13 protein-coding genes and 1 riboswitch are annotated in these 15,469 nt (G+C 35.0%); of the genes, 1 reads left to right on the forward strand and 12 read right to left on the reverse strand.

The features are described from left to right. Positions 1 to 72: 72 nt before the first annotated feature. Positions 73 to 260: riboswitch (Lysine riboswitch) on the reverse strand. Between the two features lie 35 nt (positions 261 to 295). The 12 genes from uvrC to zapA form a co-directional block, all read right to left on the reverse strand. Further along, complete coding sequence (gene uvrC / locus ACOQFO_RS08220; protein WP_421689202.1) at positions 296 to 2,089, reverse strand: excinuclease ABC subunit UvrC; 1,794 nt, start codon at positions 2,087 to 2,089, stop codon at positions 296 to 298. Positions 2,090 to 2,260: 171 nt separating this feature from the next. Further along, positions 2,261 to 2,581 carry a thioredoxin gene (gene trxA, locus ACOQFO_RS08225; RefSeq protein WP_421689203.1) on the reverse strand — a complete coding sequence of 107 codons (321 nt, stop codon included), beginning with the start codon at positions 2,579 to 2,581 and terminating at the stop codon, positions 2,261 to 2,263. A 178-nt stretch (positions 2,582 to 2,759) separates the two neighbouring features. Beyond that, complete coding sequence (locus tag ACOQFO_RS08230) at positions 2,760 to 3,737, reverse strand: electron transfer flavoprotein subunit alpha/FixB family protein (RefSeq protein WP_421689204.1); 978 nt, start codon at positions 3,735 to 3,737, stop codon at positions 2,760 to 2,762. Positions 3,738 to 3,765: 28 nt separating this feature from the next. Further along, positions 3,766 to 4,539, reverse strand: a complete 774-nt coding sequence (locus tag ACOQFO_RS08235) for an electron transfer flavoprotein subunit beta/FixA family protein (protein WP_421689205.1) — start codon at positions 4,537 to 4,539, stop codon at positions 3,766 to 3,768. Positions 4,540 to 4,561: 22 nt separating this feature from the next. Then, positions 4,562 to 5,335, reverse strand: a complete 774-nt coding sequence (locus tag ACOQFO_RS08240; RefSeq protein ID WP_421689206.1) for an enoyl-CoA hydratase — start codon at positions 5,333 to 5,335, stop codon at positions 4,562 to 4,564. A 20-nt stretch (positions 5,336 to 5,355) separates the two neighbouring features. Beyond that, a complete protein-coding gene (locus ACOQFO_RS08245; RefSeq protein ID WP_421689207.1) occupies positions 5,356 to 5,937 on the reverse strand; it encodes a TetR/AcrR family transcriptional regulator in 582 nt (193 codons plus the stop codon). Between the two features lie 172 nt (positions 5,938 to 6,109). Beyond that, positions 6,110 to 7,798, reverse strand: coding sequence for a long-chain-fatty-acid--CoA ligase (locus ACOQFO_RS08250; RefSeq protein ID WP_421689208.1), 1,689 nt, complete (start codon positions 7,796 to 7,798; stop codon positions 6,110 to 6,112). Positions 7,799 to 8,187: 389 nt separating this feature from the next. Then, the gene (locus ACOQFO_RS08255; RefSeq protein ID WP_421689209.1) at positions 8,188 to 8,601 is read right to left on the reverse strand and encodes a DUF350 domain-containing protein; all 414 of its coding nucleotides are present in this window, start codon (positions 8,599 to 8,601) and stop codon (positions 8,188 to 8,190) included. A gap of 59 nt (positions 8,602 to 8,660) precedes the next feature. Then, on the reverse strand, positions 8,661 to 11,027 hold the full coding sequence (locus ACOQFO_RS08260) for an endonuclease MutS2 (RefSeq protein WP_421689210.1): 2,367 nt from the start codon (positions 11,025 to 11,027) through the stop codon (positions 8,661 to 8,663). Between the two features lie 43 nt (positions 11,028 to 11,070). Further along, positions 11,071 to 12,780, reverse strand: coding sequence for a DNA polymerase/3'-5' exonuclease PolX (gene polX, locus ACOQFO_RS08265; protein ID WP_421689211.1), 1,710 nt, complete (start codon positions 12,778 to 12,780; stop codon positions 11,071 to 11,073). A gap of 87 nt (positions 12,781 to 12,867) precedes the next feature. After that, positions 12,868 to 13,410 carry a CvpA family protein gene (locus ACOQFO_RS08270; protein WP_421689212.1) on the reverse strand — a complete coding sequence of 181 codons (543 nt, stop codon included), beginning with the start codon at positions 13,408 to 13,410 and terminating at the stop codon, positions 12,868 to 12,870. A gap of 5 nt (positions 13,411 to 13,415) precedes the next feature. Then, positions 13,416 to 13,676 (reverse strand): cell division protein ZapA, encoded by a 261-nt coding sequence (gene zapA / locus ACOQFO_RS08275; protein WP_421689213.1) that lies wholly within the window; start codon positions 13,674 to 13,676, stop codon positions 13,416 to 13,418. Between the two features lie 612 nt (positions 13,677 to 14,288). On the opposite strand from zapA, the gene ACOQFO_RS08280 reads away from it, so the two are divergent. Further along, the coding region (locus tag ACOQFO_RS08280; protein WP_421689214.1) for an IS110 family transposase at positions 14,289 to 15,469 on the forward strand (1,181 nt) is incomplete at its 3' end.

A 15,469-nucleotide genomic window follows, 5' to 3' on the forward strand; every position in this document is an offset into this window, starting at 1 on the left:
TCGATAAAAAAGACAGCTTTCTCGGAAAACCCTTAAAAGCTGCCTCAAATTATACTAATTGAAAAAAGTAACTTATGAGATAGCTCTCCAAAATCTAGACAAACATTAGATTTTGACAGCGATACATCTCTTAAATGCACCACCAGCAAAAAATTGGAACAATCAATTAACTGCTTCGGCAGGTACCCCTTTCACTAACATTCATCAGAATTGTTCTCCTCATGCTAGATACTATTGGTAACTGCACCTCTATCTTTGCTGCGATATTCATAGTTTGTTTTACAATATCATACAATTAATCGGTTGACAATGTGTTGTCTTTATTAAAATGGTTGTAGATTGATTCAGCTAGCTTTGTAGGTATTTTTGCATTTTTTAATTCCTCAATTGAAGCTTCACGAATTTTCTTAACAGAACCAAATGACTTTAAAAGTTGCTGTTTTCGTTTTGGACCAATTCCTTCGATTTCATCAAGAACTGATTGAATCGCATTCGTTTGATGTTGTTGTCGTAGAAATGTTATCGCAAAACGGTGAACTTCATCTTGAATTCTTTGCAATAAATAGAACCCGTCACTTGTACGTTTCATATCGACTGGAACTGGCGGTTCTCCATACAGTAGTTGAGATGTATTATGTTTTTCATCTTTTGCAAGTCCTGCAATCGGTATAAATAAACCTAATTCATCTTCAATAACTTCACGGGCAACTTCCATTTGCCCTTTCCCACCATCAATAATGATTAAATCTGGTAATGGTAAGTTTTCTTTTAAAACTCGAGTATAGCGTCGTCGAATTACTTCTTGCATTGCGCCATAGTCATCATGGGCAGCTGTTTCTCGAAGTTTATACTTACGATATTCTTTTTTTGCTGGCTTTCCATCAATAAAGACAACCATAGCTGAAACAGCATCTGTTCCATGCATATGACTATTATCAAAAGCCTCTATTCTTAACGGTGCTGCAATATTCATCGCATTACCTAATTCCTCACATGCGCCAATTGTTCTTTCTTCCTGTCTTTCAATCAATTGGAATTTCTCACTTAAAGCAATTTTTGCATTTTTCATTGCTAAATCTACAAGTTCTTTTTTCGATCCACGTTTTGGAGTAATTACTTTTATTTCTAGTAATTTTTCTAAGATGGATTGCTCAATTGTTGAAGGAATAAAAACTTCCTTTGGTTTTATATGTTCTGGTATATCATAAAATCGACCAATAAATGTAAGGAATTCTTCTTCAGGGTCACGATAGATAGGAAATGTTGAAACATCTCGTTCAATTAGCTTTCCTTGGCGAACAAAAAAGACTTGTACACACATCCAACCTTTCTCTACCGCATAACCGAACACGTCCCGATTAGATAGATCCCCTGTTACCATTTTCTGCTTTTGCATAACGGTTTCAATATGTTGAATTTGATCACGGTATTCTTTTGCACGTTCAAATTCCAATTTTTCAGCTGCTTCAATCATTTTCTTTTCAAGATTTTCTTTTACTTCTTCATACCCACCATGAAGAAATTTGGAGATTTCCTCTGTCATTTCGTCAAACACTTTTGTGTCGATTTCTTTCACGCAAGGAGCCAAACATTGACCAAGGTGATAATAAAGACAGACACGATCCGGCAAATTATTACACTTCCGATAAGGATATATTCGATCTAAAAGTTTTCTTGTTTCATTTGCAGCACCTGCATTTGGATATGGTCCAAAGTACTTTGCCTTATCTTTTTTTACTTTACGAGTGATGAGGACACGGGGATATTTTTCGTTTGTAATTTTTATGTAAGGATAGGTTTTATCGTCCTTTAACATCACATTATATTTCGGATCATGAAGTTTGATTAAATTCAATTCTAAAATTAATGCCTCTAAATCACTTGATGTGACGATATATTCAAAGTCTTCAATTTCGCTCACTAGACGTTGAGTTTTACCATCGTGGGAACCTGTGAAATAGGAACGGACACGATTTTTTAATATTTTTGCCTTTCCAACATATATGATGGTACCTTGTCGATCTTTCATTATGTAACAGCCAGGTTCATCAGGCAAAATGGCTAATTTATTTTGAATGTTTTCATTCATTCGTTATCACCTAAAAGAGTTTGTTTTACAATATTATAAGTTGTTTATCATATGAAATGCGAGGAAATATCATTTATTTTCTCTTTTGGACCAAATGGTTTTAAGAAAGTTCGTAAAAAACATAGAAAATAAAAAAACCGAGTACAAAGCACTCGGTTTAATTTGAACAAATTATTTATTGTTGTTGATGAATTCCAGTAAAGCTTCTTTTGGTTGGAAACCAACAGTTTTCGCAACTTGTTGACCATCTTTAAATAAAAGTAAAGTTGGAATAGACATTACTTGATATTCTGCAGCAGTTGCTTGGTTGTTATCAACATCTAATTTAGCGATTTTAACTTGATCACCAATTTCAGCATCGATTTCTTCTAATACAGGTGCGATCATTTTACATGGCCCACACCAAGTAGCCCAAAAGTCTACTAACACAACGCCGTTAGCGATTTCTTCGTTAAAGTTTTGATCTGTTACATGAACTATTGCCATTTTCATAACCTCCTTAAATCTAACATCTTAATGTAGTATAGCACGCGTAAAAAAAGAGGGGTAGTAAAGTGAACTGAAATAACATTAAAAAATTTACATTTAATTAACTTAAAATTAATTTCTTTTAACAACAAAATAGTAAAAGCCATACTACCTTGAGATAGTATGGCTTAAGTTAGATTTATTAAGATCCTACTTTTAATGCTTTAATCTCTTCGATCATTAGCGGAATGACTTCAAATAAGTCTCCTACAATTCCGTAATCTGCTACTTTAAAGATGTTTGCTTCTGGATCTTTGTTAATAGCAACAATGACTTTTGAATTTGACATCCCTGCTAAATGCTGAATTGCACCAGAAATACCAGCAGCAATATACAAATCTGGTGTTACAACTTTACCAGTTTGACCAATTTGTAATGAATAATCACAGTAGTCTGCGTCACAAGCACCGCGAGAAGCACCAACAGCTCCACCTAGCAAATTAGCTAATTCTTTTAGTGGCTCAAAACCTGCAGAAGACTTCACTCCACGTCCACCAGCAACTACTACTTTCGCTTCTGAAAGGTCTACACCTTCAGCTGTTTTACGAATAACTTCTTTAATAATCGTACGAAGGTTAGTAATTTCTACTGCTAAAGAAGTAACTGTTCCTGTGCGATTTACATCTTTTTCAAGAGGTGCGATATTGTTTGGACGAATCGTAATAAATACAATACCGTCTTTCACTTTTACTTTTTCAAACGCTTTTCCTGAATAGATTGGACGAATAAATAATGCACTGTCTCCTGTGCCCTCGATTTCAGTTACGTCCGAAATCAAGCCTGACTTTAAGCGAGATGAAATTTTTGGTGATAAATCTTTACCTAGAGAAGTATGGCCAAATACAATCGCTTCTGGTTTTTCTTGATCTACAACTTCAAGAATTGCTTGGCTATATCCATCTGAAGTATAAGATTTCAAATGTGGATGTTCCACCGTTATTACTCGATTAGCTCCATAAGCGATTAAATTTGGAGCTAAATTTGCTACGCTGTCACCTAATAGTAAACCGACAATTTCTCCACCGTCAGAGATTTGTTTTGCTGCAGCAATAGATTCATATGATACGTTACGAATAACCCCTTCACGAACTTCACCTAAAACTAATACTTTTTTAGACATGTGTATCCCTCCGTTTCCCTAAAATCCTCTAGATTACTTTCGCTTCTGAATGAAGTAGTTGAATTAATTCTTTCACTTGCTGATCAATATCCCCTGATAAAATGCGACCAGCATTCTTTTGTTGTGGTAAATATACCTCTACAGTTTCTACCTTTAATTCAAGATCATCTTCATCAATATTTAAATCATCAAGCTCTAATTCTTCAAGAGGCTTTTTCTTCGCTTTCATAATCCCCGGTAAAGAAGGATAACGTGGTTCGTTTAACCCTTGCTGTGCCGTTACTAATAATGGTAATTTTGTTTCGATTACTTCAGAATCACCTTCTACGTCACGTACTATTTTTACGTCTGTACCATCAATTTCCAAATCAGTAATTGTTGTAACATAGTTAATGCCTAATAAATCAGCAACACGCGGACCAATTTGACCTGTACCACCATCAATTGCAACATTACCTGCTAAAATTAGGTCAGCCTCTTTATCTTTCAAATATTCTGCTAGAATAAATGCAGTAGCTGACTGATCTAACTCTTCTACATCATCTTCTGTATTAATTAAAACTGCTTCATCTGCTCCCATTGCAAGTGCTGTACGAAGTCTTTTTTCAGCTTCCTCACCAGCAATCGTTACAACAGTTACTTTTCCGCCTTTTGCATCTCTTATTTGAATAGCCTCTTCAATTGCATACTCATCGTATGGGTTGATGATGAATTCAGCACCATCTTCTTGAATTTTACCACCCGAAATAACGATTTTTTCTTCTGTATCAAATGTTTGTTTAACTAATACGTAAATATTCATTTTCCATACCCCCTATTCAGAATTATTTACCTGTAAAATTAGGCTTACGTTTCTCAATGAATGCTTGAATTCCTTCTTTCGCATCCTCAGAAACAAACACAGTACCAAAACTTTTTGCTTCCGCTTTTACCCCTTCATAATAGGAAGCATCTTTACTGTACTGAAGCATTTGAATAGCTGCCTTTAATGCAATCGGACTCTTTTCAGCTATCTTTTTAGCAAGTGTCAAACTTTGCTCTAAAAGCTCTGAAGCTGGAAAGGCTTTGTTAGCTAGTCCATATTGAACAGCTTCTGAACCTGAAATTGGTTCACTTGTAAAGAGCATTTCAGCTGCTTTTGCAGTACCAACGTACTTTGGTAAACGTTGTGATCCTGCAAACCCTGGAATTAATCCTAGGCTAAGCTCAGGTAACCCGAGTTTTGCATCTTCGGCAACATAGCGAATGTGACATCCCATTGCTAATTCTAGTCCCCCACCTAATGCAGCGCCATGGATGGATGCAATAACAGGTTTTGGAAAAGATTCAAGTCTTTCAAAGACTTCTTGACCATTTGCTGCTAATTTTGAAAATTCTTCCCCGGATTCTACTTCAGTAAATTCTTTAATATCTGCTCCTGCTGAGAAGAATCTTCCTTCGCCATGAATGACGATAACTCTAACAGATTCATCATGCTCTAGTTGATCGAGCATTTCATTTACCTCAAGAATTAGTTGTCTTGATAATGCATTCGCTGGTGGTCGATTAATCGTAGCAATTGCTACTCTTTCTTCTACTTTCCAAGATAAAAATTCCATATCCTAAGCCCCCTTGCAAATTAGCCTTTCAGCCCATTTAATAATATTTTTTTTACTTTTGGTGCACTTTCTAACAAGTCATAACGGAATTCATTCATTACCCAAGTTGTAATATTTTCATCAATTGTGCCGAATACCATTTGACGGGCAACGCGAACATCCATCGTTGGGTCAAAATCACCTTTTGTCATACCTTCAATTAAAATTTCATCTAGTAATTTTAAGTATTCTTTCAGGATCATGTTTATTTTTAATCGGATATCTTTATTCGACTGTCTCAATTCTAATTGTGTAACAGTTGCCAGATGGTGATCATTTGCTAAAACTTGAAAATGGTTATCAATCATATTGGATAATTTTTCTACTGGTGTTTTACCTTTACGAATAATTTCCGTTAAATTCTCGACGAAAACGCCCATTTTTTCTTGGAAGACAGAGATTAATATATCTTCCTTATTTTTGAAATATAAATAGATAGTCCCATCCGCAACTCCTGCTTGCTTAGCGATTTTAGACACCTGTGCTTGATGGTATCCGTTTTGCGCAATGGCAATAACAGCTGCATCGACAATTTGTTTATATTTCGGTTTATCACGATTCATTGTTTTACACCACCATGAGAAAACTTGGCTGTTCGTCAATAGTGTTAACGAAAAGCAAAAAAAGCTGTAAAATAGAAAATTTCTGCAAAAAAATACGAAAACATAAAATGAATGACCATTCATTCATGTTTTCATATTATAATTGATTCAATTTTCTGTCAACACTTTATAGCTATTTTGCTTGTAATTGTTCCGCTTTCGCTTTTTCTTCATCTACAAGAGTACGACGTAATATTTTACCGACAGCAGTTTTCGGTAATTCCTTACGGAACTCATAGAATCGCGGTACCTTATAGGCAGCTAAATTTTGTCTGCAGTACTGATTTAATTCTTCTTCAGTTACTGTTTTTCCTTCTTTTAAAACAATATATGCTTTTACTGTTTCCCCACGATATGGGTCAGGAATTCCAGCAACAACACATTCTTGAATAGCCTCGTGTTCATATAACACTTCTTCTACTTCTCTCGGATAAATATTGAACCCGCCAGCAATAATCATATCTTTCTTGCGATCTACAACATAGAAGTAGCCTTCTTCATCCATATACCCTAAATCACCTGTTAAAAACCATCCATCACAAAATGTCATAGCAGTATCTTCAGGTCTATTCCAATATCCTTTCATCACCTGTGGACCTTTAATGGCAATCTCACCTATTTCACCAGGAGGCAAGATCGTTCCGTCAGAGGATTGTAGAATAACAGCATCTGTATCTGGCCATGGAACACCAATTGACCCTTTCACTCGTTTACCCCAAATGAAGTTTGCATGGGTTACTGGTGAAGTTTCCGTCAATCCATAACCTTCTACAAGTTTCCCTCCCGTTACTTCTTCAAACTTATCTTGAACTTCAACAGGTAATGGAGCAGATCCACTTATACATGCTTTGATAGAAGATAAATTATATTTACTCAAGTTAGGATGATTTAATAATCCTATATACATCGTTGGTGCACCAGGGAAAAGCGTAGGCTTTTGTTTATCGATTGCTTTTAATGCAGTTTCAACATCAAATTTTGGTATTAAAACCATTTTATTATTTTTCATTACAGTTAATAACAGTACTGTAGTCATCCCATATACATGGAAAAATGGTAGCATTCCAAGGACAACTTCTTCACCTTCAACACATTTGTACAGCCATGCATCAGCCATTTTTGTGTTAGCTATTAAATTTCTATGCGTTAGCATAACCCCTTTTGGAAAACCTGTAGTTCCTCCAGTATACTGAAGAAGAGCTAATTCTTCTGAAAGGTTGTTTTGTTCAAGTTGTTTTGCTTCACTAGTACGGATAATCTCTGTAAATAGATGAGTCATCCCCTTATGCTCAACCTTTACACTAAATCCGTATTGTTTTTTCTGAATAAATGGATAAACTAAATTCTTTGGAAACGGTAAATAATCTTTAATACCCGTAATGATAACGTTTTCAATTTTCGTTTCTTTAAGTACCTTTGTGACCCTTGGATATAAAATATCCATTGCTAGAATCACTTTTGCCCCAGAATCCGCCATTTGATACTGTAACTCTCTTTCAGTATATAGCGGATTTGTTTGAACGACGATCCCACCAGCATACAAAATACCAAAATAAGCAATTACCGCTTGTGGACAGTTTGGAAGCATAATTGCTACTCTGTCCCCTTTTTCCACCCCAAGACCCCTTAAATAATTAGCAAATTTGAGCGATGATTCATAAAGCTCTTTGTAATTAAGTTCTTTCCCCATAAAGTGGATTACAATTTTGCCTGGGTTTTTCTCGTATGCTCTAGTCAGTAAGTTTTGAATAGGCATTTCTTCATACGTAAGTGAAGTTGGTATTTCTTCTGGATATTGGGAAAGCCAAACCTTCTCCAACATGAACATCTCCCCTTTGTTCAGAAAATTCGATTTTCTGAATTTATTATAATTGAAAAAGATTTGTATATCAACTATGTTTTTACTAAAATTTCAATAATTAGCTAGAAAGTGTATATTTTTTCTGTTTTTATTGCAGTATTTAGTAATAGAACATTATTATTTTCATAAAATTAGCTATGTTCATTTTGTTTTTCCGAAATAATATAAACTTAGAATTTTAGTAAATAAAAAAGTTAGTAAATAGTTCATTGAACTATTTACTAACTTCAATTTGTCAAAAATTGTTTTAAATTGAATACTATGCAGTGAACATATAGTATACTCCAACTAAAACAAATAATATACAAACGATAATAAGAACTTTTGCTAATTTTTCCATAAAAACGCTCCTAAATAATACTTGCCCCTATGACGAAGGATAACCCTAAAGAAATCGTAAACGATATAAGCCCTACTGATCGATTATCCTTAGCTATTTCTTCATCGACATGAATATGTGGCGTTAAAAATTCAAATAAGACATAGGCAAAGATGAGTAATAAAAAACCGAATAATCCCCATCCAAGCATTTCCAATAGGGATGTATGACGTTCAATAGAATACCTAAAAATATTACATACACCTAGTATTTTACCACCAGTAGCTAGAGCAACTGCAACGTTCCCTTTTCTGATTTCTTCCCAGTTTTTATATTTTGTCACCAATTCAAATAGTATCATTGAGACTATTAAACAGAGAATTACTACACTGAAATATCCCGCTGTTTCTACTACTGGATGATCCCAAAAGCTTGAATTTTGCATTTTTGTCATCCCCTTTTCAGTTTTCGTTCGCTCATCAATCCCTACAATACGCACAGAATTTATTTCAATTCAACGACAGTTACACCGAATCCACCTTCACCAGCTTCTCCGTAACGGAACGACTTAACTCTTTTATGTCCTTTTAGATATGCTTGGATTCCTTGACGTAATGCGCCTGTCCCTTTTCCGTGAATAATGGAAACACGATGGTAATTCGCTAACAATGCATCGTCGATATATTTCTCCGTTTTGTAAATCGCATCTTCATATCGTTCACCACGTAAATCTAGTTCAAGTTTGACATGCGTATTTCGATTTTTTACATTTGCCATTGAAACAGGTTGCTTTTGTTTTTCAGGTTTTACATATTCAAGATCGGATTCATCAAGTTTCATTTTCAAAATTCCGATTTGAACAATCCATTCATGGTCGCCAACTTTTTCGATTAATGTTCCTTTTTGACCGTAACTAATGACTTTTACTTCATCACCGACAGATAAGTTTTCTGCTCTTTCACGAAGTTGAGCTTGTTTTTTCAGTACTGGATTTTCAGTTGGAGAGACACTTTCAAGGCGTTTTTTCGCTTCAATCAATTCATGTTCTTTAACTAAATGGCTAGCATTTTCACGCATTTTCCGTAGTTCTGCGATGACTTTTTCAGCCTCTTCTTTTGCCTCATCAACAATTTTACGAGCTTTTTCTTTTGCTTTTTTCTCTAATCTATCTTTTTTCTCGTCATATGCTCTTATTTTCTCTTCAAGTTCTTTGTGTAAATTTTGAGCTTCTTCTAGTAATTTATGTGCTTCCTCAGCTTCTCTTTCCGACCTACGTCTAGATTCTTCAAGGGAAGCAATCATAGATTCAACTTCATGACGATCTGATCCTGTAAACGATTTTGCTTGGTTAATAATTGATTCTTTTAAACCAAGTCTTTTGGAAATTTCAAAAGCATTTGAACGTCCAGGTACACCAATTAATAATCGATAAGTAGGACTTAATGTTTCAACATCAAATTCTACGCTTGCATTTACTACACCTGGTCGATTATAACCGTATGCTTTTAACTCTGGATAGTGTGTTGTGGCCATAACTCGTGCTCCACGACCGACTACTTCATCTAAGATAGATATTGCAAGTGCTGCACCTTCTTGTGGGTCAGTACCCGCACCAAGCTCATCAAATAAAACAAGTGAATTCTCGTCAAATTTCCCTAAAATATCAACAATATTCACCATATGGGAAGAAAACGTCGAAAGGGATTGTTCAATCGATTGTTCATCGCCAATATCAGCAAAAAGCTGATCAAAAACAGCAAGTTCTGACCCATCCAAAGCAGGAATTGGTAAACCTGCTTGAGCCATTAGTGTACAAAGACCGACAGTTTTTAAAGTTACTGTTTTACCACCAGTGTTAGGACCTGTAATGACAATTGCTGTTACATCACGACCAAATTCAATTGTATTTGGTACAGCTACATCTCTCGGAATTAAAGGATGTCTTGCACGTATTAAACGAATGTATCCTTCTTTGTTCATTTTCGGTTTTGTACATTTATTGACTTGACCGTATTTAGCCTTTGCTAAAATAACGTCTATTTCACCTAATAAATGAACAAGTACAAATAATTCGTGGCTAACTTCTTGAACTTTTAAAGATAGCTCTAATAAGATTTTTTCAATTTCAACTTGCTCTTTTACTTTTAAACGTTGAATTTCATTATTAAGTTGAACAATTGCTTCTGGTTCGATAAATAATGTTTGACCAGATGATGATTGATCGTGAACTATCCCACCGTAATGTCCGCGATATTCTTGTTTTACAGGGATTACAAAACGATCGTTTCGGATTGTCACAATGGAGTCAGACAGCATTTTTGCAGCATTAGCACCACGTGTTAAACTTTCTAATTTCGATCTAACTTTTGCTTCTTCTGACCTTAATGATTGCCTGATAGAACGTAAAGTTGAACTTGCAGAATCCATCACACTTCCATTATCATCAATACAATCATTGATTTCATGTTGCAGTGCAGTTAAGATTGGCATTTGTTCTTTCCTCTCAACAAAATGAGGGATGTTTATTTCATTTTCTTCTTGTAAATCCTCGATAAAATTGCGAAGAATACGACTAGCTCTAATTGTACTAGCAATTTCCATTAGTTCATTGCTACTTAACATCCCACCGATTTGAGCACGTTTTGCATGTGGGCGAACGTCAAAAATCCCCCCCATAGGAACGTTTCCTTTTACTCGTAAGATGGATAACCCTTCGTCCATTTCTTCTAGAAGTTCTACTACTTTTTCATAATCTGTTTCAGGTATAAGCTGCTCAATTTGGGCTTTTCCAATAGAAGAAGTACAAAGATTGGCAACTTGTTCTCTAATTTTAATGTATTCTAGTGTTTTCAATGCTCGTTGTGCGATCATTTACGAACACTCTCCAATCTAATTCGAATTCGACATAAATTATTTACTTGTTTTTAGTTAAAAAAGTTTCAAAATTTTTTCTTGACCATGTATTGACCACTAATTCTTTTTTCAACCATGCTTTTTGGGCATACATTGTCCCAATTTTCATATACCGTAACTGATCAATTGCATGGGCGTCTGTGTTAATAGCAATTGGAACATTATGTTCCATTGCCATAATTAAATGTTCTACACATAAATCGAGTCGATATGGACTTGCATTTAATTCTAAAATTTTCCCATATTCTGCTGCCCATTTAATTAATTGTGGAATATCAGGGTTATACCCTTCTCGTTCACCAATAATACGCCCAGTTGGATGCGCTATCATATGAACATATGGATTTTTCACCGCTGTATAAAGGCGTTCCATAATTTTATCTTGGGATTGCGAAAAACTCGAATGAATCGAAGCTATAACGAAATCTAAACTTTTTAATACATCGTCGTCGAAGTCTAGAGATCCATTCGGTAAAATATCCATTTCTGTTCCTGCAAATAATCGAAATTCTGGGTGATCATCATTAAATGCATAAATTTCTTGTCTTTGTCTTAAAAGACGTTCAGGCGTTAAACCATTTGCCACTTTTAAGTATTGAGAATGATCAGTAATAACACCATGCGTATAACCACGTGCAATTAACGCTTCTCCCATTTCGCAAATGGAGTGTGCACCATCTGACCATGTCGTATGCATATGCAAATCCGATACTATATCATCTAATGTTACTATTTGTGATATTTCATCTAAACGCTCTAACTCTTGTCCACTTTCGCGTAATGTTGGAGGAATATATGGTAAATCAAAATGAGCATAAAAAGCTTCTTCTGATTGGAATGTTTTTATAGTACCATCAGGTTGTTCTACACCATATTCACTAATTTTTTTATCTTGTTGTTTTGCTAATTGGCGCATTCTCACATTATGATCTTTTGAACCTGTAAAGTGATTAAGGGTAGACGCAAATTCTTGTTGAGTTACAAGACGAAAATCGACATTTATAGCATCATCAATATCAAGAATAACGGATACTTTTGTATCACCATCAGCTACAATTTCTTTTACCGCAAGTTGCTTTAATATTTTTTCTTTTACAACTTCTCGCTCATCTGTTGAAATGACAAAGTCCAAATCTTTACTCATTTCATTTACTCGACGAAAACTACCAGCAACTGAAAATTGTTTTACCTCTACTATAGAGCCTAGTAAATCATTAATATCATTAACAATAGACTCAAGCTGCCAAATAGGATGTTTTTCACTACGTTCACCAAAGTGCTCAAGTTCCTTTAAAATTTTCTCTTCAGTTTTTGCTCCGAATCCAGCTAATTTTTGTACTTCTTTATTTTCACAAGCTGTACGCAAACTTTCGACACTATCAATCCCAAGTTCTTGATACAATTTCGCTAATTTTTTTCCACCAAGACCTGGAAGCTTCATTAACGGTATTAACCCTTTAGGTGTATTCTCTTCTAATTCTTTAAGTACTAATGACTCTCCTGTTTCCATCAATTCATGAATAACAGAGGCAGTTCCCTTACCAATTCCTTTAATTTTCGTAAAATCATCTATTTCACTTAAACTTCTTTGGTCGCCTTCTAAAGCAGCGGCTGCTTTACGGAATGCAGAGACTTTAAATGGATTTTCGCCTTGAAGTTCAAGATAAAGAGCAATTTTTTCTAATGTATTAATAATGATTTTTTTATTCATAAGTGAACCTCCTTGATGGGGCTTGTTATTAGTTTAAACAATAATCTTAAAAAAACTTCTCCCATAGTTGAGAGAAGCGTTTTATGTTCATTTACTTGTATAAGCATACCACCAATTTTGGAACATACTTGAAATGAGAGGTGTATGTTCTAGCATTAACCCAGTAATGAAAGATCCCCCTAGAAGATTTTGAATTGAACCAATCGGTAATAATGCCAGTACGTATAGCACAATAAAAGCAATTAAATAAAATTCGATAAAGCATAATGCTGCTCCGAGTAATCGATTCACAGACTTTAACACTGGTAAATAAGTTAAAAAATCAAAAATGGAAGCAATTACTTGTAAGATGACTTTGGAAATGAAGAAAATAATCGCAAATGCAATAATTCGATAAAACGTTTGATCTACATCAAGTGCTTCAAGCATTAACGTTTTTGATGTATCTTCACTGATTCCTGGGTAAGGGATCCATAGTACAAAGTTATCTGCCAATGGTCGATAAAAAATATAAGCAACTAATAAAGAAATAAAGTAACTTGCAAGATGGATTACTTGAACAACAAATCCACGTTTTATTCCGACCATTAAACTAGCAATAAATATAATAATTAATAGTAAATCTAGCATACCATTCAATCCTTTAGTTTTCTTAATTCGTCTTCGAGCCTCTCAACTTCTACCTTCAGCTTTAGCAATTCGTTTACTGTGTTGACAGCAGTTAGGACCGCAAGTTTCCCACTATCCAAAGAAGGATTAAGAACACTAATTTCACGCATTTTATCATCAACGATTGAAGCTACTAATCGCATATGACCGGTAGATTCGGTCCCTACCATTTTATAAGTATGACCATATATTTCCACTGATATTCGATTTTTTTCTTGTTCAGCCAAAAGAGATACCTCCCACAAATCGTAAGCAACTAGCAAGTAAAAGTACTAAGCTATGATGATGAATTTGAGATACTATGACGGGTGCTAAGCTTAACATGATCCTTCACTAATATAGACTCTATTTCAATTCTATTAGATTATTCTAGCAAAATTAATAATATATATCATAACATCTTTGGAATGCATAGTACAACTACATATAGGTTACAAAACCAATACTATCCACACTTTGAGCTTATTCTAAATGTGACACAACCGATATTAATAAATAAATGAATAAATATGCATATCAAATTTTCTTCACTTATTGAAATTTTCTTAAGAAAATCTTGCTACAAATTTGAATTAATACTCTATAAAAAACCTTCATGAGTTTTTTACACCCAACCCAAGCATGAAAATAAGTACCTTCGGTTCATAATGGTAATGACACAAACAGATGTAAGACGTGGTCTTTTTTGGTGGCTTTGACCCTGTATAAAAAACTGTTTGAGTGAATTTGGTGTTCAACCCTTTGTTAGCTCCACTTGATAGTAGGATGACTACGTACAGAAAAATGCTTATCTTCAAATTCACTCACTGTTTGTGATCATTTTAAATTGGAGTGATTTAATGGAAGTATTTATTGAGAAGTGTGCAGGTTTAGATGTACATTCTGAAACGATTGTAGCTTGTGTTATTAAAGGAACTCGTGAGGACGAATTGTATACGGAGACTGAAACATTTCCAACACTCACAAAAGATTTGTTTCGATTATTAAAATGGTTAGAGACTCATGAGGTTACACACATTGCAATGGAAAGTACGGGCGTGTATTGGAAACCTGTTTTTAATATCTTAGAAGATTTCTTTGACATTACATTAGCGAATGCTCAACGAATTAAAAATGTACCTGGAAGAAAAACAGATGTTTCAGATGCAGAATGGATTGCGAAGTTGCTACGACATGGTTTAATTGAGAAAAGCTTTGTACCACCTGTAAACATTCGTGAACTTAGGGATTTAACAAGACTTCGTAAGAAGTGGATTGGTCATTTAACTTCCGAAAAAAATCGAATTCAAAAGGTATTAGAAAGTTCAAATGTAAAACTAAGTACTGTTATTTCTGATGTATTTGGCGTTTCGGGACGGAGACTATTGAATCGATTAATCGAACAAGGTTATGTTGATGAAGATGATGTAGAAAAAGACATTCATGGGAAGTTGGCTCCGAAAAAGCAAAGGATTACCGATTCATTATTTGGCACAATTAATGAGCATCAAATCTTTCTCATTCGTCAATCCTGGCAACACATTCAATATTTAGAAACCTTGATTTCAGAAATCGATGAACGTGTAGATCAATTACTACAAAATTATCAAGAAGAACTACAATTGTTAATCACAATACCGGGAATAAGTAAAGATACTGCCGCAGTAATTATTGCAGAAATCGGAGTAGACATGGGACAGTTCCCGACATCTCAACATCTTGCATCATGGGCAGGCGTTTCACCGGGTAATCACGAAAGTGCTGGTAAAAGAAAGAGTACACGTACAGTGAAAGGAAATCCTCATATTAAATCAGCTATGTGTGAAGCAGCGTGGGCTGTTTCAAGAAGTCGAAACCGATGGCTAGCAAACAAATATTGGTCACTCGCTGCACGAAGAGGAAGAACAAAAACGCTAACGCGTCTTTATGCACGACCCAAGCGTAATTATTCGCTTGGGTCCTTTTTCGCTTCAAACATTTCACCGTTACAATACGGGCACTCCAACGTTACTGGCTCTCCCGGTCTTTTATCTACCATGAA

The organism is Ureibacillus sp. MALMAid1270, assembly GCF_049202975.1.
In the GTDB taxonomy this organism is placed as follows: domain Bacteria; phylum Bacillota; class Bacilli; order Bacillales_A; family Planococcaceae; genus Ureibacillus.

Excerpts from the sequence above, each read along its gene's own strand:
- ACOQFO_RS08235 (WP_421689205.1), bottom strand. The coding sequence starts at position 4,539 with ATGAATATTTACGTATTAGTTAAACAAACATTTGATACAGAAGAAAAA.
- ACOQFO_RS08260 (WP_421689210.1), bottom strand. The coding sequence starts at position 11,027 with ATGATCGCACAACGAGCATTGAAAACACTAGAATACATTAAAATTAGA.
- polX (WP_421689211.1), bottom strand. The coding sequence starts at position 12,780 with ATGAATAAAAAAATCATTATTAATACATTAGAAAAAATTGCTCTTTAT.
- ACOQFO_RS08240 (WP_421689206.1), bottom strand. The coding sequence starts at position 5,335 with ATGGAATTTTTATCTTGGAAAGTAGAAGAAAGAGTAGCAATTGCTACG.
- ACOQFO_RS08230 (WP_421689204.1), bottom strand. The coding sequence starts at position 3,737 with ATGTCTAAAAAAGTATTAGTTTTAGGTGAAGTTCGTGAAGGGGTTATT.
- uvrC (WP_421689202.1), bottom strand. The coding sequence starts at position 2,089 with ATGAATGAAAACATTCAAAATAAATTAGCCATTTTGCCTGATGAACCT.
- ACOQFO_RS08270 (WP_421689212.1), bottom strand. The coding sequence starts at position 13,410 with ATGCTAGATTTACTATTAATTATTATATTTATTGCTAGTTTAATGGTC.
- ACOQFO_RS08255 (WP_421689209.1), bottom strand. The coding sequence starts at position 8,601 with ATGCAAAATTCAAGCTTTTGGGATCATCCAGTAGTAGAAACAGCGGGA.
- ACOQFO_RS08245 (WP_421689207.1), bottom strand. The coding sequence starts at position 5,937 with ATGAATCGTGATAAACCGAAATATAAACAAATTGTCGATGCAGCTGTT.
- trxA (WP_421689203.1), bottom strand. The coding sequence starts at position 2,581 with ATGAAAATGGCAATAGTTCATGTAACAGATCAAAACTTTAACGAAGAA.
- ACOQFO_RS08250 (WP_421689208.1), bottom strand. The coding sequence starts at position 7,798 with ATGTTGGAGAAGGTTTGGCTTTCCCAATATCCAGAAGAAATACCAACT.